24 protein-coding genes are annotated in these 22,655 nt (G+C 38.3%); all 24 read left to right on the top strand.

Annotation, left to right across the window (positions count from 1 at the left end):
- The first annotated feature begins 102 nt into the window (after positions 1-102).
- The 24 genes from rplM to HMPREF8578_RS02880 all read left to right on the top strand — a co-directional run bounded on the left by rplM (position 103) and on the right by HMPREF8578_RS02880 (position 22,594).
- Complete coding sequence (gene rplM / locus HMPREF8578_RS02995; RefSeq protein WP_001044624.1) at positions 103-549, top strand: 50S ribosomal protein L13; 447 nt, start codon at positions 103-105, stop codon at positions 547-549.
- A gap of 18 nt (positions 550-567) precedes the next feature.
- On the top strand, positions 568-960 hold the full coding sequence (rpsI, locus tag HMPREF8578_RS02990) for a 30S ribosomal protein S9 (RefSeq protein WP_000075969.1): 393 nt from the start codon (positions 568-570) through the stop codon (positions 958-960).
- 407 nt (positions 961-1,367) lie between these two features.
- Complete coding sequence (locus HMPREF8578_RS02985) at positions 1,368-1,757, top strand: hypothetical protein (RefSeq protein WP_000745393.1); 390 nt, start codon at positions 1,368-1,370, stop codon at positions 1,755-1,757.
- 140 nt (positions 1,758-1,897) lie between these two features.
- On the top strand, positions 1,898-2,320 hold the full coding sequence (locus tag HMPREF8578_RS02980; RefSeq protein WP_000747478.1) for a hypothetical protein: 423 nt from the start codon (positions 1,898-1,900) through the stop codon (positions 2,318-2,320).
- A complete protein-coding gene (locus HMPREF8578_RS02975) occupies positions 2,313-4,001 on the top strand; it encodes an Mbeg1-like protein (RefSeq protein WP_000071888.1) in 1,689 nt (562 codons plus the stop codon). The genes HMPREF8578_RS02980 and HMPREF8578_RS02975 overlap by 8 nt, the downstream gene beginning before the upstream one ends.
- Complete coding sequence (locus HMPREF8578_RS02970; protein WP_000960733.1) at positions 3,982-4,296, top strand: hypothetical protein; 315 nt, start codon at positions 3,982-3,984, stop codon at positions 4,294-4,296. Before HMPREF8578_RS02975 ends, HMPREF8578_RS02970 begins: the two co-directional genes overlap by 20 nt.
- 13 nt (positions 4,297-4,309) lie before the next feature.
- Positions 4,310-4,618, top strand: a complete 309-nt coding sequence (locus HMPREF8578_RS02965; RefSeq protein ID WP_000358232.1) for a hypothetical protein — start codon at positions 4,310-4,312, stop codon at positions 4,616-4,618.
- Between the two features lie 220 nt (positions 4,619-4,838).
- Positions 4,839-5,123, top strand: coding sequence for a WXG100 family type VII secretion target (locus HMPREF8578_RS02960; protein ID WP_001173991.1), 285 nt, complete (start codon positions 4,839-4,841; stop codon positions 5,121-5,123).
- Positions 5,124-5,194: 71 nt separating this feature from the next.
- The gene (gene esaA / locus HMPREF8578_RS02955) at positions 5,195-8,224 is read left to right on the top strand and encodes a type VII secretion protein EsaA (RefSeq protein ID WP_002892625.1); all 3,030 of its coding nucleotides are present in this window, start codon (positions 5,195-5,197) and stop codon (positions 8,222-8,224) included.
- Between the two features lie 11 nt (positions 8,225-8,235).
- The gene (gene essA / locus HMPREF8578_RS02950; RefSeq protein WP_000720508.1) at positions 8,236-8,700 is read left to right on the top strand and encodes a type VII secretion protein EssA; all 465 of its coding nucleotides are present in this window, start codon (positions 8,236-8,238) and stop codon (positions 8,698-8,700) included.
- A 66-nt stretch (positions 8,701-8,766) separates the two neighbouring features.
- Positions 8,767-9,006, top strand: a complete 240-nt coding sequence (locus tag HMPREF8578_RS02945) for an EsaB/YukD family protein (RefSeq protein ID WP_000434883.1) — start codon at positions 8,767-8,769, stop codon at positions 9,004-9,006.
- Positions 9,007-10,278, top strand: a complete 1,272-nt coding sequence (gene essB / locus HMPREF8578_RS02940) for a type VII secretion protein EssB (protein WP_000796945.1) — start codon at positions 9,007-9,009, stop codon at positions 10,276-10,278.
- A gap of 21 nt (positions 10,279-10,299) precedes the next feature.
- Entirely contained in the window at positions 10,300-14,721 is a 4,422-nt protein-coding gene (gene essC / locus HMPREF8578_RS02935) for a type VII secretion protein EssC (protein ID WP_000744029.1), read from the top strand.
- Positions 14,722-14,801: 80 nt separating this feature from the next.
- Positions 14,802-15,155, top strand: a complete 354-nt coding sequence (locus HMPREF8578_RS02930) for a TIGR04197 family type VII secretion effector (protein ID WP_000531866.1) — start codon at positions 14,802-14,804, stop codon at positions 15,153-15,155.
- A gap of 2 nt (positions 15,156-15,157) precedes the next feature.
- The gene (locus tag HMPREF8578_RS02925) at positions 15,158-15,520 is read left to right on the top strand and encodes a hypothetical protein (protein WP_000415471.1); all 363 of its coding nucleotides are present in this window, start codon (positions 15,158-15,160) and stop codon (positions 15,518-15,520) included.
- Positions 15,510-17,072 (top strand): T7SS effector LXG polymorphic toxin, encoded by a 1,563-nt coding sequence (locus HMPREF8578_RS12645; protein ID WP_000511729.1) that lies wholly within the window; start codon positions 15,510-15,512, stop codon positions 17,070-17,072. The genes HMPREF8578_RS02925 and HMPREF8578_RS12645 overlap by 11 nt, the downstream gene beginning before the upstream one ends.
- Position 17,073: 1 nt before the next feature.
- Positions 17,074-17,739 (top strand): hypothetical protein, encoded by a 666-nt coding sequence (locus HMPREF8578_RS02915; protein WP_000664760.1) that lies wholly within the window; start codon positions 17,074-17,076, stop codon positions 17,737-17,739.
- Positions 17,736-18,185, top strand: a complete 450-nt coding sequence (locus HMPREF8578_RS02910) for a hypothetical protein (RefSeq protein ID WP_000767350.1) — start codon at positions 17,736-17,738, stop codon at positions 18,183-18,185. Before HMPREF8578_RS02915 ends, HMPREF8578_RS02910 begins: the two co-directional genes overlap by 4 nt.
- Entirely contained in the window at positions 18,175-18,681 is a 507-nt protein-coding gene (locus HMPREF8578_RS02905; protein WP_000897913.1) for a DUF5085 family protein, read from the top strand. Before HMPREF8578_RS02910 ends, HMPREF8578_RS02905 begins: the two co-directional genes overlap by 11 nt.
- A gap of 144 nt (positions 18,682-18,825) precedes the next feature.
- The gene (locus HMPREF8578_RS02900) at positions 18,826-19,065 is read left to right on the top strand and encodes a DUF4176 domain-containing protein (RefSeq protein WP_000602730.1); all 240 of its coding nucleotides are present in this window, start codon (positions 18,826-18,828) and stop codon (positions 19,063-19,065) included.
- 487 nt (positions 19,066-19,552) lie between these two features.
- Positions 19,553-20,251, top strand: coding sequence for a hypothetical protein (locus tag HMPREF8578_RS02895; RefSeq protein ID WP_002892623.1), 699 nt, complete (start codon positions 19,553-19,555; stop codon positions 20,249-20,251).
- A gap of 5 nt (positions 20,252-20,256) precedes the next feature.
- Positions 20,257-21,144 carry a hypothetical protein gene (locus HMPREF8578_RS02890; RefSeq protein ID WP_001227895.1) on the top strand — a complete coding sequence of 296 codons (888 nt, stop codon included), beginning with the start codon at positions 20,257-20,259 and terminating at the stop codon, positions 21,142-21,144.
- A complete protein-coding gene (locus HMPREF8578_RS02885; protein WP_001060645.1) occupies positions 21,137-21,454 on the top strand; it encodes a DUF4176 domain-containing protein in 318 nt (105 codons plus the stop codon). The genes HMPREF8578_RS02890 and HMPREF8578_RS02885 overlap by 8 nt, the downstream gene beginning before the upstream one ends.
- Before the next feature lie 576 nt (positions 21,455-22,030).
- Complete coding sequence (locus HMPREF8578_RS02880; protein WP_000553113.1) at positions 22,031-22,594, top strand: hypothetical protein; 564 nt, start codon at positions 22,031-22,033, stop codon at positions 22,592-22,594.
- Positions 22,595-22,655: the final 61 nt, after the last annotated feature.

Raw genomic sequence — 22,655 nt, 5'->3', positions numbered from 1 at the left:
GGTATTGTTTACCCCATTTGTAAGGCCCCGGAACCTTTCAAATACCCCGCGGACCGGAACATCCGCCCTGTAAACAAAAACGATATTCATATAGGAGAAATCATGAACAAAACTACATTCATGGCTAAACCAGGCCAAGTAGAACGCAAATGGTACGTTGTTGACGCAACTGATGTACCTCTTGGACGCCTTTCAGCAGTTGTTGCTAGCGTACTTCGCGGAAAAAACAAACCAACATTCACACCACACACTGATACAGGTGACTTCGTAATCGTTATCAATGCTGAAAAAGTTAAATTGACTGGTAAAAAAGCAACTGATAAGATCTACTACACTCACTCAAACCACCCAGGTGGATTGAAACAAATCTCTGCTGGTGAACTTCGTTCTAAAAATGCAGTACGTTTGATCGAAAAATCAGTTAAAGGTATGCTTCCACACAATACTCTTGGTCGCGCTCAAGGTATGAAATTGAAAGTATTCGTTGGAGCTGAGCACACTCACGCTGCACAACAACCAGAAGTTCTTGATATTTCAGGACTTATCTAAGGAAAGGAACAATAAAGTATGTCACAAGCACAATATGCAGGTACTGGACGTCGTAAAAACGCTGTTGCACGCGTTCGCCTTGTTCCAGGAACTGGTAAAATCACTGTTAACAAAAAAGATGTTGAAGAGTACATCCCACACGCTGACCTTCGTCTTGTTATCAACCAACCATTCGCAGTTACTTCAACTGTAGGTTCATACGACGTTTTCGTTAACGTTGTAGGTGGTGGATACGCTGGTCAAGCAGGAGCTATCCGTCACGGTATCGCTCGTGCCCTTCTTCAAGTAGACCCAGACTTCCGCGATTCATTGAAACGCGCAGGACTTCTTACACGTGACTCACGTAAAGTTGAACGTAAGAAACCAGGTCTTAAGAAAGCTCGTAAAGCATCACAATTTAGTAAACGTTAATTCGAGAGAATTACTATACTTACAGAGAGCACCTTTCGAGGTGTTCTTTTTTATATTTTCATACTAAATTGGTGCAATCTGACAAAGTCAGTTGCCTCAGAACGTTAATCAATACGATACTATCAACGTTCACAAGCACTTCATGATTCACACTATGAGGTGTTTTTGATGATTTTTAGCACAATTCACACTATTGTTTCTTTGCATTCAACTCAAATTCTTCTGGTCAAATTATTAACAAATCTTCAAGAAGAGTGATTGGTGAAATAGGCTGTTTGAGGCTTTTATGCTATACTAGTTTTAATGACAATCTTCTATTTCTAAAGCAACAATAGATCCGTAATTTGTTTTTAATTAAGGAGTTTGGGATTGTAAGAGGGAGATGATATATCTGAAGGAGTATCAATATGAAAAAACGTGCCTTGATTTTACTGGTTTTGTCCATTGTAGTATTTGGAGGAGGCGCATGGCTAGCACAGGAAACAAATCTATTTCTAAGTCCGCGAGCCAAGCAGTTGGCTTATTTAAAGGAGCATCAAAAAGAAATAGAAGATTTTGTAAAGTCTAAAAATTCAAAGATTGAATCTGTTCAAATTGATTGGAGACAGACACAATGGGATAAGATAGGAAATGGTACACCTCAAGGAGGCGGCGATATTGTTCAGGTTTATGGAGGGTTTAATAATATACCAAACTCAAGCTGGAGTGTGATTATTAAGATTACAGATGGAAAAATTTTAATTAATTCTATTGGAATTGGTAGTCCGTTGCGTATTGGGGGTAAACTTCTTGACTAATAGTAATTTAAAAAATTTTGATAATTTTTATTCAAATTTAACATCATTCATTCCCCACTGACTTCAAATACTTGCTAAAAGTATTTTTTTTTACATTCATGGTATAATATACTTAGATTCCGCTATATAGGAGGAAAGAGATGAAAAAACGTACTTTGGTTTGGCTAGTTATAGCCCTTGTAGTATTTGGAGGAGGCGCATGGATGGCACAGGAAACAAATCTATTTGGAGGAATAACTCTGAGCCCACGGGCTAAGCAGTTGGCTTATCTGAAGGAGCATGAAGAGGAAATGGCGAACTTCGTTAAATCTTGGAATTCAAAAGTTGAGAGTGTCCAATTTGATTGGGATAGTATGGAAGTTGGTCAGGTAGGAAATGGAACTCCTCAAGGCGGAGGTTATATGATGACAGTGAACGGTAGAATCAATAATAATAAGGATACTAAATTTACATTAGGTTTTCCACTAAAACGTAATTTAAATGAAATCCCTGAGAAACTTGTTATTATTCAAATGCAACCAATAAGAATTTTGAAAGGAAATTTATGGGATCTTTATGAGTAACAGTAATTTAAAAACCTTTGATAATTTTTATGCAGATTTAGCACAAGCTGCCTACACTTTTCGCCCAAGTAATTTTCCTCCTCAAAATAGTTCAACGAACGTACAAACATTTGATTTCTCAAATGATGGATATATGTTGGATGAGGATGGTAATGTAAAAGAAATCACCCCTGGAGGCAAACATCTACCCCATAATGGTAGAGTCTACTTGCAGCCGGATCCTGATTTGCGAGATACTTATAAAGTTACATCGATACCAGTTCCTGATGCGAATGGGATGAGGCAGGATATTCATTACAAACGTTATCAAAAAGGACTCTTAACTGATGATGAAGCTGGTTTCAGTGCCTACTACTTAACGGATACGCCAACCTTGACTAATGATACCAAGAAAACCTATATGGCTATCCGCGGAAGTGATGCCATCAGTAAAGAAAATTGGAACGACTGGGTTGACAACGACGCTAAGTTCGCTCTCAACCATATCCATACGCCACAAGCCAAGTTAGCAACAGTAGGAATGAAAACGAAAATCGCTGAGATGCGCGAAAAGGCTCCAAATGCGACGATGGACATTGCAGCTCATTCCCTAGGAACCATTGTCTCTGCACAAGGAGTAGCTGGCCTTACTGATGAAGAACTGGAGAAAATCGGCAAAGTCGTCCTCTTTGACGGCCCGGACACGACAAAGAGTTTAAAGAAAATGGGACTCAGTGACGAGAAAATCAAAAAGATTAGCGAAAAAATCGAGTACTATGTCAATCCTTTTGATGTCGTGGGGATGCTTAATCGTGAGCATACCATCACCAAATTACCTGGGGATTCCGATGAACCACTTAAGAAACCCGTCGGTAAAGTCAATGTCCTTGTCCCCTTGCATTATACCCAGATTACTGATCCGGAAAGTTCCCATGACTTTGGTGTTTTCCAATCGGATGGAAAGGGAAATTTATTGACTGCGTCTGAGGATTTTCACCCAGAATTGCTCAGGGCAGGTGAAAAGCTGGCTAGACTGATAGCGACAACGTTGGATTCCCTCCGGGCTTTAGGAGTCGATGAAAATGTAGCCTCAAATGTTTTAAATGCCATTATGAGGGGTGAGTTTAAAATAAAGGCAGCTATTGGTTATGCCGTTTACGAGAATTTTACAACTGAATATAGTAAGATCGTCGAAGAAGCTCGTCAGGAATCTATAAAGTGGGATCGAGAAGCTATTCCTCGTTATCAGGAACAACTGAGAAGCGGCAATCTTTCAGGAAATCAAAGAATCTTGGTTCGAGCTCAGTTGCTTCAGACAGCAGCCCAGTTGGCAAATTTTGACATGGAAGATAAAGTTAAATATGTGAAAACCTTACTTTCAGATGCTAAAGAAGATATTCAAAACATGATAAAGGAAACAAGACAGACAGCGTTTGACATGGTTGGATATTTGTCAAGTTCAGAAGTTACAAATCTACTTTCTGGTTTTGACACAACAAGCTTTTGGGATGAAGGCGTTGCAAGTGACACGAAGACAGCAGCAACATCCTTCCTGACACAAATCGAGCAACTAGGGGAAAGCCTGGTTAAAGCTAGTGGTTCCTTTGAAACCATAGATACAAATAGTGCTGAAGATTTTAACAATCTATTGGCGGATGTAAAACAAACATGGAGGGGAAAAAATGTTAGTCCTAACGGATGAGGATACTTTAATTACAAGAGAGCAACTCGACAGAGGCTTCAAAGAAAGAATGAAGGAACAAGAACGCCAAGCAGTCAGGGCCTTGGTAACTGCAAAAGAACTGTCAATCCTTGCTAAAGGAGTGGAGTTAGCTAAAAAGTTGCAAGAAGCAGCCTCAGATATGCAAGAGTACGCCTCTAAGACTTATGTAAACAATATTAAGGGTGGATTTGAGGGCAAGGCCGCTGATGCTGCCGAAACTTACTTGACACAGACCTTGCAAACCCCTACTTTACAGAGTCCGATCAAAAACTAGGAGAAAGCTTGTGATGGATAAAAAGGAACTTCAGAAACTGGAGGATGAGCATAATCGTAAATTACGAGACTTAGAGCGTTTGGAGATGGATTTGGATGATGATTTCCACAAGTTTAGTAGGGAGACGGATCATCTCCTAGAGGCGCTTTCCTATGCATGCAGAGACAGTAGTTTTGCTGAAATTCAACCATATATCTTTGAGATAGAGAACAATTTGGATAACTATCATCAACTTTACAAGAGTCGTATAGAGAATGTGTTGGAAGCTCGTCATCAAGAGAATAAAAACTTTCATAGAAAGTTAGAAGAAAAGAACGTTTGACAAATATACCTTATAAAAGAAGGATGATATGAGTTTGTTATTATAGATAAAAAAAGAAGTAATTATACAAGAAAAGTAGATAATTTAATCCTTCTTACTAGTTTTTAGATGGAAATAGCTCTTATTTTTTTATAAATAGAATAAAAAATGAATTTTAAACTTGCAATTGAGGCAAATTATTGATATAATGAGGGCATAAATTAATATAAAGGAGTTTCACATGGCTTTAATTCAATTAACAACAGAAGAATTGCGCACCTCTGCTCAAAAGTACACTCAAGGTTCTGAGGAAGTAAGACAAGTACTTCGTACATTGACTCAAGAGCAAAATACTATCCGAGACAACTGGAAAGGTGCTGCTTTTGAGAGCTTTGATCGCCAATTCACAGAATTGTCTCCAAAAATTGAGGAGTTTGCAACTTTGCTTGATGAGATCAATGCACAGTTGAACAAGGTTGCTGAAATTGTTGAACAAAACGACCAAGATCTTGCATCACAAATTTAATTTGTTATATAAGTGGCTTTAGGAGGGCGAGAGCCTTCCTATTTTTTATGACGGAGAAAATTTAAAGTAATATGAGGAAGAATAGAATTTTTAAATATATAGGAAGTAGTCTGCTGGCATTAGGATTGCTTGCATTGATTATTTTTTTGAATCTATCTGTTCAAAAAAATACAACGATTAGCAATGAAAATAATGCAAAGGCTAATCAGCAGACAAAATTAAATGTAGCTATCGTAAATGAAGATAAGCCTGTCTACGTAGATACAAAAGAATACAATCTAGGTGCTAGTTATGTAAAAAATATCGAGCGTGATAATTCACAAAACTGGTCTGTTGTCCCTCGTGGAGCAGCTGATTCTGGGTTAGAAAGTGGGAAATACCAACTCGTTTTAACAATTCCTAGTGACTTTTCTGAAAAAATACTCGATATTAACAGCATCAATGTTGATAAGACAACCATCAATTATAAGGTGAATGCGCAAGGAAATTTGCAAGTAGAAAATGATGCAAATAAACTAGCGAAAGATATTGTTGCTGATTTGAATGGTCAGTTAGTCGATATGTATATGGCTAGTATTTTGAACAATCTTTACACTGCACAAAAGAATGTTCAAGCTAGCTCACAGATACAAGCGACCAATATCGGAAACTATCGTACGAATTTATATAATACAGCTATCAACTCTAAAAATCTTTTCCCAACTCTCTATAGTATGTCTAGTTCTTCTGTTGACGCCAACAGTGCTTTAAAGACAGGTTTGGATAGTTATTCTCAGATTTTTGGTCGTTATGACGTTTCACAGATTGCCTATGGTAAAAAGCTTGACACTCTGCTTCAGGATAGGGTCACTGAGAAGAAAAATCATGCGGATGTTATCACTGGGCTCATTTCTCAGAGTCGGGAAGACGTTCAGGAACAAATTAAAACTTATAAGAAATTAATCGAATCTCAAGGTAATCTGACTTCTAATATAGATGGAACAGCAGCATCCTCTGATGGTACGTCATCTGAAGTTGTACCTTCCTATAAAACAGTCGCAGAAAACATCAAAAAAGAGATTGATAGTTTACAGAACAATCTAACAGATGAAAGAACGAAGTTTGAAAATCATAAAAAGGATATTCATAACTTTATTGATGAGAAATTAGCCACTTATTATGGAACAAGTGAGAAGAGCGAAATCACTCTCGGTCGATTTTTGGATAAAGCTGCAAACAAGGATTTAGAGAAGGTTGAGGAATCTCTAAAAGAGCAGCTGGCTTCTGCAATCTCAGAATTACCCAAAGAAGACTTTAGTGGAAAAGAATTTAGTGGTTTTGGTATGACACCGATCACAATTCCTTCTGTAAACTATACTGAATTAAAAACAATCAAAGAGCCTAGTGACGAAATCAATTCGACTGATTTGAAGAATTTGGAAAATCTGGCAATCACGAGTACGAGTGCTGTTGGACGAACAGGAACAAAGGCTAAGGTATCATGGAAAGCTGAATCAGGAGTGACAGTTCACTCCGTCACTTATGATGGTACACCAGTTGAGTTTGGTCAAGAAATTGATTTGAAGACGGGTGGGACTTTTAAAGTAGCCTATAGTGTTGCAGAGACAACCTCAACTACAACTACAGGTTCAACCGGGACTCCAAGCCCAGCTCCAAAAGCAGAGCTAAAATCAATTAATATTTCCTTGAATGATGTCCAAGCAGCTAGTGCTCCAGTAGATGTGTTACGTGTTCAGCAAGCAGCAGTTTCTTACGGACAAAAAGTTCAGAAAATAGCTTCTGCCTACCAAAAGGTAGAATCACTAAAACAAGCATACGATACCGTCAGAGGGTTAAAAAATAGTGATGTGTCTAAAGCATTGTCAGATATTTGGTTTGAAGCTATTAGTTCAAATCTGAAGAAGTATGAAGACAGCTTAACTGCACCTGTTAGCGATAAAGATACAGAGGGTGCTAAAGAGAAAGTAGATAAAGCCTTGTCATCACTGACTAAACTGAAGCCTGTTCTAGAAAAAAATGTGCAGGATGTTTTGACTACCAACCAAGAATTGAATACAAAAATCAATGAACAGTTAGAGTTGTACAAGAAGTTGGAAAAGAAACTAGATGATTTGGTTGAGAAGCAAGGGGGGAGCAATTCTGCTTTTGAAGAGACTGATAAACAATTGGCCACCCTAAATTCAGATTATGCAGCTCTCTTGTCAGAAACTACGGGTGTGAAGGAATCTTCTCAAAGTAATGTCAAAGCTGCAGAGTCTGTGAATGAAACTTTAGGTAATTTCAATCGTGAATTGTCAAACGCTCAAACAAGTACTGAAAAGTTGTCACAAGATGCTGACTCCTTGATGACGCAGTTCAACGAAGAATTGACTAACAATGGAAACTTTGTAGAATCCTTTGTGAAGGTTCTGAATAATGCCTATCAAAATGGGGTACCAAACGAAGTATTGTTGAACTTCTTATCCAATCCTGTTACCCAAAATGCTACTTCAGTGAAAGCGACTGTCAATGTTTACCGTCCATTTACATGGATTTTACTATTGGAGATTGTTAGCCTCTTTACAGCCTATCTGTTTGCAACTCAAAACGTTATTCGCAAAGTCAAAGATAAGTTCAAACTTGATAAGTTACATGATACAGACTTGATGACGGTAACCATCCTGTCTGCTTTAAGTCTCGTTGTCGGATTGGTAGTTGGTGTTGTATCAAGTGTTCAGCTACAGGTTGGTCGTGAGTATCAACCATCTTGGGTTCTATTAATTGTTTTAGCCGCATTTGTACTGATTCAAGGACAATATCTATTGCTTAAACATTTCCGAGTGATTGGTATGGGTCTCGCCTTCTTTATGATGATTAGCTTTGTCTACCTATCAAATGCTATTGGGACAACAGCAAGTCTAACTGGTTTCCCAGCATTTATCAAAAATCTCAATGCGTTATCGATATTAGAAGGTTTGCTCTCAGGATACTTTGATGGACATCCAGCAGCAATTATCGCTTTTGTTGCAACGATTGTTGTCATAGCTGTTTTACTTGTTATAAATGTTTTTATCAGAGAAAGTAGTTTGTGGTTTCAAACAAGCCAAGCTGAGAAAGAATAGAAATTAGAAATATGAAGAAAATCATTCTTTTCCTTCTTACCTTAGTAACATGTGCAGCAGTCTCTGGGGCTGCTGCAGATGATTTGAAGGATAACAGTCTGCAGATTGATGATTCCCGACTTGAAAAGAAAGAGGGATTGAAATTTGGTCTACAGTCTGAACAAACCAAGGAGCTTTTTAATGAAGCAACTCAAAAGAGGTTGCAGGACATGCAACAGCATCAAGAGGAACAGTTGATCACAGAAAGGGGCCAACTGTTTTCTGCTATACAGAGACCAGTGAAAAAATCTTCTGAAGAACAGTTGTTTCAGCCCAATGCTCAAAAAACAATCAAGTTCCAAACAAATATAGGCCATGTAGAAAAAGGTGGTCTGAATGACTTTCTTCCAGAGATATTCTATGTGGTGTTGATTTTCTTGCTTTTTGGAGCAACGGCAGTAATGAGTTATCGTGTGATGGTAGAAGGGATGGACTAATTTTACAACTAGTCTGTCTAAATAACTTAGAAAAGGATAAACCAGACATAGGAGGCGTGAAAAAAGGTGGAGCAACATATCAATATTACCCTACGTTTGAGAGAAAGAGATGTGGATATTCGCATTCCACGGCGAATTGAAGTGCGCCGGCTGGTGCGAGAAGTGGATACGATTTTTAATCCAGGTATCAAGCGAAAAAAATATCAATTAAGAATTGTCAATAAAGGTTTGTTGATTGATGAAGGGAAACATCTGTCTGATTATCCTATGACGACAGGAGATTTAGTAGAAATTGAGGAGATATAGGTGGCTGAAGAAAAATTTGAATTTGGTGGACAGTCGTTTGTCTATGAAAAAAATGAAACAAACTGGGAATTAAAACTCAAACGTTCAGATGTTGCGAGTCAAGATTTACGGGAACTCTTACTATTGGATTTGCATCATCCATTCTTTTTGGAGCAATCGATGGTGTCTGATGAGGATAGTGTCACCTTCTCCTATCAAGTCGAAGCTCATGGACTGACTTATGAGGAAATAAAGGAACGTACCATTTCGGAAAGAATCCGTTTGGCCCTAAACGTTTTTCGTCTAGAAGGCGCCTTGGAGTTACCTGTGACTTTCCTTTTGCACCCAGTAAATCTCTTTATTACCAAGGATGCTCAGGCTAAGATTGCTTATCGTGGAATTCCTGGTCTGATGGTTCCTCAATCCATATCCTCAGAAGATTTTTTACGCCAGGCTAAATGTTTTACAGTAACACTATTTAGCGATTTGGATTTCATGGATCTTTATAATGGTTCCTTGGAATTAGAGACCTTGCCAGACTTCTTAAATGATCTATGTCAGGCAGATGATATAGAGGCTGCAGTAGCTGTTTTGGAGAAGTACTACACGGAGAAGGCTGCGAAAGAACGAGCAGACTTGGTCTTGGTTCCAAGTAGACGCCATCGTGTCTTTAAACTGGCAACGATTTGGTTAACAGCCAGCGTTGTCTTGTTGATCGTTCCACTTATCTATCTGATTTTTGTGCAAAATCCTTTCAAAGAAAAGATGTTGCAGGCAGATACTGCCTTTATTAAAGTGGATTATAGTGGTGTTATTACAGAATTAGAGAGAATTGATCCAGCTAGCTTGCCGAATACGCAAAAGTATGAGTTGGCTTACTCTTATATTCAGGGATTGGAATTTTCTTCTGAACAAAAGAAAGTCATCTTGAACAACGTAACACTCAAGTCAGATGAGCTTTATTTGACTTACTGGATCCAGGTTGGGCGCAATCGTTTTGAAGAGGCTCTTGATATTGCGAAACGGATTAACGACAGTGACTTGATTCTCTATGCTTTGACTCAGGAAATCAAGCAGATTCGAGAAGATGGCAACTTGTCAGGGAAAGACCGTGAAAGTAAGTTGAATACTTTGGAAAGCGAGTATAAGAAATACTGGGATAGTCGAAGTGAGCTACTAACGAGTGAATCAAGCTCCAATGCTTCTACAACTCCTAACCCTCAAGACAAGGCTTCTGAAAGCAAACCGTCATCTGAGAAGAAACCTGTTCCAAGTAGCTCCTCTAGCAATTAAAGTAGACCAAGGAGAGAAATTATGAAAAAACAAATCATTTTCTACAGCCAAGGTCTGCGTTATGAAGTAGAACTGAGTGCATATAAGACGGTCTTGATCGGGGCGACTGAAAAGGCCCAAGTCTACCTTTCTCAACAGGAAAGACCGATTCAGCTCAAGGTCGATGGTGACGAGGTCTTTTATCAGTACGACGATGAAGCAGGACTCTTGAAAGATGGTCTGCGTTTGGGTGAGGTCGTCTTTTATCTCCGAGAAGGGGAGCCAAGGGTTTATGACCTTTTGGATTTATCAGAGTTTCAGATTGGCTCTCAAAGAGGTGCATTGATCACACTAGATGGAGATGTTGAACTCTTACTCCAAAAATCCCAAAATCAATGGACGTTAACTCGATTAAAAGGTACATTTTATCGAAACAATCATCTGGAACAAATGGACCAGCAATTGATTGGTTTTGGAGATGAGTTGAGTCTAGGGGCGGTGACGATCAAGTTCTATCCTGATGAAGTATGGGTTCAGGGTCCTGCCCAAGTTGGGCAACAACTGACTCTGAGAGAACCATCTCGATATGGTTTTTATGAAGATTATCCAGATTATCATCGTTCTCCACGGATCATCTATCGTGGTAGCGAGGATAAAATCTTGATCAATCCCCCAGGCCAGGAGCCGGTTAAGCCGAGTGATGAACTGTTAAAGCTGATCATCCCTCCTTTGATGATGGTCGGGGTAACTGTCTTGATCACCTTGATTCAACCTCGAGGGATCTATATTCTTGCGACAGTAGGGATGTCCATAACCACAATGATTTTTTCTATCCGTGGTTTCATCAAAAATCGTAAAAAGTACAAGGCTGATAAGAAGGAACGGGTCGATCTCTATCGTCTTTACCTGAAAGATAAGGTCAAGGAATTGACTCGTCTGGAACGAGAACAAAAAGAAGGGATGCACTATCATTTTCCAACGATTTTAGAGTTGACGGACTTGGTTGAGAGTTACAATCACCGGATTTATGAAAAGACTCCCTTGCATTTTGACTTTTTATACTATCGTTTGGGACTCGGGAAAATGCCGACTAGCTATGACTTGAAATACGGTCAACAGGAGCGTAGCGGTAAGAAGGATGCTCTAGAAGAAGAGGGTTACGCTCTCTATAGTCGTCACAAAAAAATCCCAGATATGCCAATCCCGGCAAACCTCAGCCATGGACCGGTGGGTTATATTGGACCTAGAAATCTCGTCCTAGAGCAACTGCAGCTTTTGGTGATGCAGCTAGCGACTTTCCATTCTTATCATGATGTGCAGTTTATTACGATCTTACCTGAAGAGGAAAAAGAGCAATGGTCTTGGATGCGTTGGCTACCTCATGCTAAACTACAAGAACTCAATGTTCGCGGTTTTGTCTACAATCAACGAACACGGGACCAAGTTCTGAATAGTTTGAACCAAATCTTGAAACTACGCCGTAGTCAAAAGGAAGAAGCAACCCACAAAGAGAGCACCCTCTTCCATCCTCATTACGTGGTTTTAGTGACCGATGAGAAGCTGATTTTGGATCATATCATCATGGAGTTCTTTACCGAAGATCCAACGGAATTAGGTTGTTCCCTCATCTTTGTAGAGGATGTCATGAGTTCCTTGTCTGAGAACATCCAGACAGTGATCAATATCAAGGACCGCAATACAGGCCAACTGGTCATGGAAGAAGGAGTCTTGAAAGAGACGGACTTCCGTTTGGATCATTTCCCAGCAGATTATGATAAGGAGCGGATCGCCCGTACCTTGGCACCACTCAATCACCTCCAAAACCTGAAGAGTTCGATCCCAGATTCTGTGACCTTTATGGAAATGTATGGGGCGGAGACCTTTGAGGATTTGCAGGTATCAAGCCGTTGGAAAAAGAACGCACCTTACAAGAGTTTGGCTGTACCAATTGGTCTGCGTGGTCAGGATGACCTGGTTCAGCTCAATCTGCATGAAAAAGCCCATGGACCTCATGGTTTGATTGCAGGGACGACTGGTTCAGGGAAGTCCGAAACCATCCAATCCTACATCCTATCCCTCGCTGTTAACTTCCACCCTCATGATGTGGCTTTCTTGCTGATCGACTACAAGGGTGGTGGGATGGCCAATCTCTTTAAAAATCTGCCTCACCTCTTGGGGACGATTACCAACTTGGATGGCGCCCAATCTATGCGGGCTCTGGCTTCGATCAATGCGGAGATCCATCGTCGTGAACGACTCTTTGGAGAGTTCGAAGTCAACCATATCAATCAATACCAGAAGAAATTTAAAAACGGAGAAGCGACAGAACCGCTCCCTCACCTCTTTCTCATCTCAGATGAGTTCGCAGAGCTCAAGGTCAACCAGCCCGACTTTATCAAGGAGCTGGTATCCATCGCTCGGGTCGGACGTTCCCTCGGGGTCCACTTGATCCTAGCTACCCAGAAACCATCTGGTGTGGTGGATGACCAGATCTGGTCTAACTCTCGCTTCAAGATCGCCCTTAAGGTGGCGGATCGTTCGGACTCCAATGAAATGCTTCATACACCGGACGCAGCCGAGATTACTCAGACAGGACGTGCCTATCTACAGGTCGGGAATAACGAAGTCTATGAGCTCTTCCAGTCAGCCTGGTCAGGGGCAGATTACCAGCCGGACAAGGACGATATGGGGATCGAGGACCATACTATCTACCTGATCAATGAATTGGGCCAATATGAAATCTTGAATGAAGACCTATCAGGCTTAGAAGATGTGGATGAGATCAAGGAAGTTCCGACAGAGTTGGATGCGATAGTGCACCATATCCAGCTCTTGTGTGAAGAACAAGAAATTCCTCCAGTACCACAGCCATGGTTGCCGCCGCTCAAAGAGCGCATCGCGTTAGACGAGCTGGAAGAAGTACAGCCAGCAGTAGCCTGGGCACAAGAGAAACCACTCTCAGTTCTACTTGGAATGGCAGATATCCCGCAGGCCCAGAAGCAGGAAGCTGTCTCTATCAATCTCTCCAAGGATGGTCATATCCTCCTCTACGGAAGTCCGGGTACAGGAAAGACCACCTTCCTTCAGACTGCTGGTATGGACTTGGCTCGCAAGTTCAGTCCCAAGGCCCTTACCATGTACTTGATGGACTTTGGCACCAATGGTTTGGCTCCATTGTCCAAGCTTCCACAGGTGGCGGATACCATGCTTTTGGACCAAACAGAGAAGATCTCTAAGTTTGTACGAATCATGGAGAGAGAACTTAACCGTCGTAAGAAACTCCTTGCGGACTATGGTGTTGGGACCTTAGACCTCTACCGTCAGGCCAGTGGTCAGGAAGAGCCGGCTATTGTCATCCTCTTAGATAGCTATGAGGCCTTCAAGGAAGAAGCCTATGAGGCGGAACTCTTCAAGCTCTTGGTGCGTATCTCCCGTGAAGGTCTCAGTATCGGGGTTCACCTCTTGGTGACAGCCGGTCGTCAAACCAATCTCCGTGCTCAACTCTACTCGAACTTCAAGCACCAGTTGAGCCTGCCACAAAATGAGGCAGGTGAAGTGCGAGCCATCGTGGGCTCTACACCACTTGCAATGACCATGGAAGATATCAAGGGACGTGCCCTTATGAAGCGTGAAGAAGTGGATGTCATCCAGCTGGCACTCCCGGTTTATGGAGCCAATGACACCCAAGTTCTCAACAACCTACGTCAGGAAGTCGCTTCCCTCCAAGAAGCCTGGACCGGACAGCGCCCAAGTGCCATTCCGATGGTACCAGAGGAGTTGACGATGGAAGAATTTTTGAATTTGCCTGGTGTACAAGAGGCTATTGAGAATAATCAGATTCCTATCGGTTTGGAACTAGAAATGGTTGGAAGTATCAATATATCTCTTAGCAAATTTAAACACATGGCTTATGTGTCAAATGCAGAAGACGCTTTTGATAATATAACGCATCATTTATTAAAAACTATTCTTAGAATGCCTAACGTTCATATGATGTTGATTGATGCTTTCCAAGAATATGAAGCATATAGTGACCAGGTGAAAACCTATGTTGGAAGTAAAAAGGAACTATCGGACATAGGAAATCAGCTAATCTATGAAATAGAACGCCGTTTTGAAAAAGGCATATCATCTGAGTGGATCATTTTTATACCTAATATGAGAGCACTAGTATCCGAAAGCGATTTAAATGATCAACAGCTTCAATTTATGTTTGAGAATGGGTATCGAGTAGGGATGAGGTTTATTATTGGTACTGATTATACTTATATTGGGACAAGCATCGACCCAATTCCTAGATACCTCAAAACAAATGTCCAATGGGTCATCTTTGGTATGCGCCTAATGGATCAAACCTTCTTAGATAAAGGAATGTATAACAGAGATGTGGCTCCAGATCTCGATCAGGTTTATTTACATTCTCGGAAAGAAGTCATCAAACTTAAAATTAGTAAGAATAAGTAAAACTATTTTTGATACTTAAGATTCAACCCGGTCTTTTGACGATTTGATAGTAGAAAGGATAATTGAAAAGGTTATTGAACATGGGACAAGTAAAAAGTGAAAAAGGCAAGGCAAGTACTATTGCAACTGGAATTGTATCAGCAAGCAATAGCATTACAACTGCCGGTACAGTTACTAGAGATAAGACAAGCTATTATACCGCTAATACGGTAGGAAGAAGATTGATTATAAATGAGGCATCTATTGCTAAAAATATTCAATCGAAAATAAGTGAATTCGTAAAACTAATTCATAGTGTCGCAAATGAATTTGAAGTAGTAGATGAGAATATAAGTACAATGTGGCAGAATACTCCAAATAATGGGACAACCAGTCTACCTTCTCCATACTCAAATCCGTCATTTGTTCCTCAAAATAATTTATTTAAGGAGTGAGGATGGAGAAAAGAAAATTAGAAGATATTCAATGCAGTGTTCAACAGATTCAAACAAATTTATCCAAGCTAGAAGAAGAAAGAAATCAGTTTCTTTCCGTTGCGACGGAGATTACAGATCTTTGCCAATCGAACTTCATCCCATATAGAGAATTAGGCTATTATCCGTTATCAGTTAAAGATGAGATGGATCGCCTTGAAAATATAGAAAAGTTAAAAAGGAATGAACAGCTACTTGATGATTTTATCACCGAGAGGAAAGAAGAATTAAAAAAAGCAATGAGTAAACTAGAGGGCGAAAAAGAGGAACTTCTTTTCCAACAACGCCGTCTTGAATCGCAAAAGGAGGAGAAAAATGGGGATTAAAGTAGACATAGGATCAGCAGACTCGCAGGGCAGTACAGCGAATACGGTATTAAGTAGCCGTGTGAGTTATTATGTTACCGTCATTACTGCCTTTAATAATTTGATTACAGAGGGAGAATTAAAAGGGAAAGCCTATGATAGTGCTAAGTCCTATGCGGAAAATATAATGGTTCCTCTAGTGAGAGGAATTATCCTCTTTTCAGAGAGTCTGGGAGGAAAAGCGAGTGAACTACCGACTCTTTACCGTTCACAAGTCGGTGAAGAAAGTCTAGATGAGGAGACACTTCAAAAGCAAATTGAAGCGGAAAATACAACTATTTCGACTCAAGAAGCTATTTTGAACAGTTTATCTGATTTAAAGAACATCGATTCTACTTATAAAAGTAATGTTCAAGAAATTATCTCAAATGCAACGAGTAAGAGAGATGAGTTACAAAAAAAATTAGATAAATTACAGTCGTTTGCGAGCTCGACTAGTGGCCAGTTTTCGGATTCAGAAAGTTTACAGAGCTTAGTTCTTCAAGGTTTCGAACAAGTCACAGGTGACTTTGGAAAGTTTGATGGAACTTTTAAAATAGAGGGACAAGCCCCTTGGGCTAATAATATTAATAGTGAGTGGAAGAATCGTTCTGAGGTAATTCAAAATTATCAAAATGTTTTAGATAAAATAGAAAATAAAACAGAATTAGATGAGAATGATATAACAGCGATTGCAGAGTATGGGAAACGGTATCCAACAGAATTGGCAAAGCCAGAACTATTAAGGTTAATTAATGACTCTCCATATAGTAAAATTAGCGATACATATAATAAAGCTAAAACTGTTTTTGATGTTGCTAATGTTTTGTATTTGGGATCTCGAATTTCAAAAGATAATAAAGGAAATTTAATATTCCATCATGGTACAACACCTGCTGGACAAAAGCTAGATAAATTGTTAGGCTATGATAAATTTTACAGTCGAAATAGTATAAACCGAAAATACAATTACAGTAAAATTACTACAAATAAGGGAGCAAATATTCGGGGTCAGTACGAGGATATGATGCAACCTTTCCGTCCTAATATCATTAAAGCTGGGAAAGACGGTGCACTTTCCTCAGCAACAGCTGGTTTGTCAAACATATTCTCAATACATCCTACTGAAGGAATTAAGTTATCGGATAGCTTTAAGAATATGGGCAAATTGGGTAAAGGCATGGCGATTGCAAATGTGGTATTTTCTGTTGCGGATATTGTAGACGGAATGGGAGAAACACATGATATTGCTGTTAGCAAAAATATGACAGTAGGAAGTGGTGAGTATATAACGACTCAATTTGGAGGTGTTACGATTGATACTCTGAAGAATGTAGGAATAGGGACATTGGCTGCTGTTGGTGGGGCTGCTGCAGCCACAATTCTTCTTCCTGCTACTGCATCGATTATGGCGATAGGTGGTGTAACAATGCTAGTAGGAGGAGGTATTAGTTGGGGCTTAAATGAGCTAGATAAACACACTGGATTTTCTAAAGGGCTGAAAAAATGGTGGGCAGGAATTGTAGGAGGATAAGATGAAAGAAAGATATTATGAATTTTTAAATATGGCAGTTGTAGATACTAGTCCTATAAAGAACTCTGACTTTTTAAAGTCAGTTGCGATGGAGGTGATTTTTGCCTTACTGATATTTATAGTGTCTATTTTTATAGAAGGTGAGATACATGATGTGAGTATGATTATCCTTTACATCACGATCTATCATATATTGGTTTCGTTGTTCATGTTTTTGTTATTCCAAAAATTTTCCAAATCAAAATTATTCCAATTGATTCCAGCTAGTTCTATTCTAATTTCTCATGTTGAGTTTCTCTTCTGGGGATCTCTATTTTTGGGGAAGAACTACTGGTCTGTCTTCACGATTTTAATTGGCCTAAGCCTTATTTTTCAGCTACTAACCTTTGTTTACCAGTTGCTAATTGTCCCTAAAGCTAAGACTTTACCACATGGTGAGTATAGGAAGAATCTTTTATTTCTTCCTCCTGTTATTTGCATATTGATTTCAGCAAGTGTAGTAGTTATAGCACGTTTATTTATGTTGTCAGGAATATATGTAGTTACTTCCCTCGTAGCAGGGAGCATAGCCTGCCTTCCCTTCTATTGGCTTGAGTATGCACGAGTATTCACCGGTTGGAAAAAGAAAAGCACGAATAACTTTATTTATAGAGGAGAAATAAAATGAAATTAATTAGAATAGATATCAGCGATATTGCTTATACAGAGAAAAAAGTTCCCATGGATTCTTTTCTAGATTTGATTGAAGGTTGTGAAAAATTATTATTTGAGACAGGGGTCTATAAAAATGGTCCGACAACGATTGAAACATGTTTGAGCACTTTTGGAAAGCCAGGAGAAGCCTTGTTTAAGGTCTATATTCCGACAAACATCCCAATTGAAGGAAATGATGAATTTCAATATCTAGAACATTTTACAATTAAGCAGTGTGTCTCTGATGTAACTCCATTTGATGAACATTTCCTTCCAAAAATTGAAGAAATGAAGCAGTATATTCAAGATGAGGGGTTGGAAATGCAAGGAGATACCGTTTTTCTAGCGATATTGCCAATATTTGGACAGCTCTTTGTTGAAATTAATATCCCAATTAAGGAGATTTCAGATGCTATTTAAAAACGTGGGAGAATACCAAGATATACAATATAGAAATGTTATCTCAAGGTATTACACAGTATCTCCAGAAGAGATGCCGGACACTTATAACGCTTTTTTAGACGAAGTAAGAAAAGCAGGATATACGCTTCGAGGACCTTTCTTTTATACGATTAATTCCAAGTTAGAAGAAAATCAAGATGTGTTGATGGAGCTGTTTATCCCAGTAGAAGAAGAGTATATTGAAGATGCTTTGCCGAAAGAGTTTTTGTATCACAGTCTGTTTCAAGTTTTAAATACTGTTTCAACTAGAATTTTAGAACCAGATGATGAGTCAGTGAAAGAGGGAATAAGCTTCTTGGCGGGTTATATCTATTATCAGGGACATTGTGAGTTGACCCCTCCCTTCTTTTTTACCACAATCTCTGATGAGAAAGTCTATACAGATATTAAGGTAGGAGTGTTAAAAGAGACTGTTTCAGCTATTCAGTCAATTGAAGAAGTATTTGGGTGGTGAACGTGGAATTAAAGTTTAAGACACTAATACGATGGCGTATAGTATTGTAGAATTAAAGAAATTATAAATTGAAAGGAAAACAAGAAAATGTCTATTTTGCCAATTGGAACAATTGTTTATTTAAAAGAGGGGAGTTAAAAACTAATGATTCTCAATCGTGGGGTTACCATAGAACAGAATGGTCAAAGTGTTTTGTTTGACTATTCTGCAGCTTTTTATCCGATGGGACTAAACCCAGAACAGTTGTTTTACTTCAATCGTGATGATGTAGATAAAGTAGTTTTTAAAGGCTATAGTGATGAAGAAGAAGAGCGGTTCGCCGAAATTTATCAACGTTGGCTTGATGAAAATGCAACAACAATTAAAAAGGGTGTAACAAAATAACGTGCATCTATAAAGATTATTGCAAAATATCACAATACTTTAAATAGAAATCAAAAATGAGGAGCTACTTTGACATTAAAGAAACTCCTCGTTTTTTAGTTATTTTCTTATCGTAAGCTAGATTTATCCAAATTCATATTGTAAAAATATAGATTTGTTCCTATAGGATAGGAAGGGGGCTGTTTTTGTATTGTGGTATAATAGAACAAGAATATTCTCCTTCTAGTACCTTGAAGGTTTTATATTTTTCGCTTGTTTATCTGCTCTGCTATTTACAAAAAATATATCCTATCCCTCAAGTAAAGAGTTACCAGATACATTAGTTAATGCTATTGAGCAACACATCTATGAAAAGACATTAGCTGAAGCACTTGGTGATGATGGTGTTAAGTATAATACGAAGAATTGGTATGATGTAGTTAAGGAAATCTCAGAGAATGACTGCTTTAAGAGAGGATCCCAAATACTTGGACTAACACCGAAAAGCTTGACTAAGGCTTTTCTACAATCGGACGGCATCATAGGATTGCTGGGATCAGTTGATAAGGGGACAAAAGGTAGAAAATTTGTAAGTTCTGTTATGAATGTAATGTCATGGTATGAATCGTTAGGTAATAAGGGAGGGGCATTACAAAAGATTTTCGATGGTATTTCTGATTTCGCAAACCCTGTAGAAACTATTGTTAAAAAAGGATTGGAAGGTGTTAGAGATGCTGGAATGGCGAAACTTGGTAAATACATAAAAGGGGGAGAAGAGGCAACAGGATTATTAGGAAAAGGGATTAAACATTTCCCAAAAGTAGCTAAGGTTCTAGGGAAAGTAGGGACAGTAATGACGTTTGCTGATCTTGGAATTACAGCGATTTCTAGTGGAGTAGACGAATTTAGCAAAACCAGGGATGTAGGAAAAGCTGTTGGGAAAGGTACACTTTCAGCTATAGCTAGCGTGGGGCCATTAGAAGGCGCAACCATCGGCGGAGCAATAGGTGGTCTCCCAGGAGCGGCTGTTGGAGCAGTTGTTGGAGGTGTAATTCAAGGCATAAAAGCATGGAAGCCGAAATTTTTTGATGATCCTGTTGAAGGAACGAAAGAGATTATAGATGATGTTGGTAACGGTATAAAAGGAACTGTTCAAAATATATCTAATTTTATGGGTGGAATCGGTAAGGCATTAGGAGTTGGGTGAAAAGTATGAGGAAGAAATCAATTTTTAAAGCAAGTTTTGAAGAGAGTTTAAATTTGGAGGATGATGGTTTTTTGCAGTATCAGAAACAAGATTATTATAATAAACTTGGGAAAGCCTTTAAGAAAGGGAAACCCTCTTTTTGGTTTGGTATTAAAACTTTTATTCTTAGTCTGTTGTTTCCGATAGGTGCAAATTTCATGCTCCTTGCTGTTACCCTATCATTACAAAATTCTGATCCTAAAGATTTAAGGTCACCAGTTTCTCAGTATCCTTTGCTAACAGTTGAGCTTTATTTAATTTGCTTATTAATTTGGTTGTTATTGGTATTAATGGGTAAATTCTTTAAACGGACGTTTATTCTCCCTTATCGTTATCGATTTCATATTATAACTTTTATGATATGGTTTGTGTTTGAATTTAATTTGCTAGCAACAACTATCTCTTTACCTATATTATCAATATGGGGGATCTTAATACTGTTGGGGCTTCAAGTATTGTTGACGTATGTAATGTTAAGAACAGAGCTTAGAAGTTTGAAAAAACGAATGTATGGAGAAGTTAAGTCACCTACCTTACAAGATAAAATTGCTAAAGGTATTGCTATTTATGGAGCAGGTATATTGGGCTTAGCTGTGATTGTTAATTATATTTTCAAAGCTTTTTCTATTAATTTTTCATCTTCCATAACTGGTTTTGGTCTCTTTATATTTTGGATTCTATTAAATATTGGTATAATCGCCATGATTGTATTTATGGAGTTTCCTTTCTTTTTAGAAGGCTACTACAAATGGAAATATCCTGAAGAGTATCGTGAGTGGGAAGGCAAATCAGTGGAAGAATGGTATGGAAAAAAATATTTAAAAAAACACAAGGAGTTATTAAAAAATGAATAATAAAAACAAAAATAAAGAATTATTACCGTTAGGTAGTATTGTCTACCTTCAAGAAGGAACGCAGAAATTAATGATTATTGGTCGTGGAGTTATCTTTGACGACGAGGAAACTGGAGAAAAAGCATTTGCTGATTATATGAGTGTTTTGTATCCAATGGGCTTTCAAACGGAATCGACACTTTTCTTTCAACATGAAAATATTGATAAAGTCGTTTTTGTAGGCTATTCAGATGAGGAAGAGGAACGCTTTTTAGAAATTTATAGAGAATGGACGAAAACACTCACAGTTCCTAAGAAAGAGATAAAATAGAATCACAGTGGAGTAACTATCATAGATTCTCTATATTGGATGTAGTAATGCTAATTCTGTCTTTTTGCTGAAAACTTTGAAACCATTAAAAGAGTAACAAAATTCAAATAAGCTATATTTTTAGAGATTGTTAAAAATATCACTATACTTTAAATAAAAATAAAAAACGAGAAGTTGCTTTATTAATAAAGTAAATTCTCGTTTTTTGTCTGTTCTATGTCGTAAGATGAATTAACGTGTCTATAAGCCTAAATTTATAATGCAAAAATATAGCTTTGTTCCCATGGGAAGAGGAGGATTTTGATATTGTGGTATAATAGGGGCAGTAGCAGGTGCTGGTTTAGGATTTGTTTTAGGTGTAGCGGGTTCCATGTTATTTGATAAAATTTATGATGATAATATTGAAGAAGTGGGAAACTGGATAGGAAAAACTTATGAAGGTGCCAAAAAAATGTGGAAAATTTTATAGATTCTGTCAGTGATACAGCTGAAAAAATATGGGACAGTGCGGGAGATGCAGTTAATGGATTTTTCTCGGGGTTAGGTAGTGTATTTTAATAATAAGGAGAAGAAATTATGCATAATTATAAATTTTTGCTTAGTTTAGGCAATTATAAAGAGGATAGTTATTATGTAGATTTAATCACAGGTGATTTAAAAAAATCTATTGCTCATAAGGTATCTGAATCCAAAATATTTTTGTCTTCTATCATTGGTTACCATATTCTAGGAATTGGGTTCTTTAAAAGCGTTGAATCTAACGTGGTTCTAAGTATTTATCTGTTACTGGTGTCCTTTGCGCTTTCGATCATTGCTGCGATTGTTTTTAATAAACGACTATATAAGAATACAGAATTTGAAAAGGTTGAATTTACAAAGGATGAGTATGAGGAATTTCGAAAGCAAGTGAAAAAACATAACAAAACCATAGTGCTACTTACCTTATTATTTATTGTTATGTTTTCTTTTTCAATGTTTCTATATCTTTCAAGACCCAGTATATTCTTGTTACTAGTGATGGACTATGTAGTTTGTTTTTCTTATCTATTTTATACGAACGGATTTTTTACAAAACGGTTCCATTTTGAAGAATATATAAATAAAAATTTTTTAAAGGAAGGAAAAATAATAAATGACTAACTTATTACCTATTGGTACTGTTGTTCGCCTTCATAATGGAACGATTGATGTGATGATTATA

Source organism: Streptococcus oralis ATCC 49296, assembly GCF_000185265.1.
Classification (GTDB): Bacteria; Bacillota; Bacilli; order Lactobacillales; family Streptococcaceae; genus Streptococcus; species Streptococcus oralis_BC.
The sequence above is the reverse complement of the archived record's forward strand: the minus strand, read 5'-3'. Positions and strand labels throughout refer to the sequence as shown.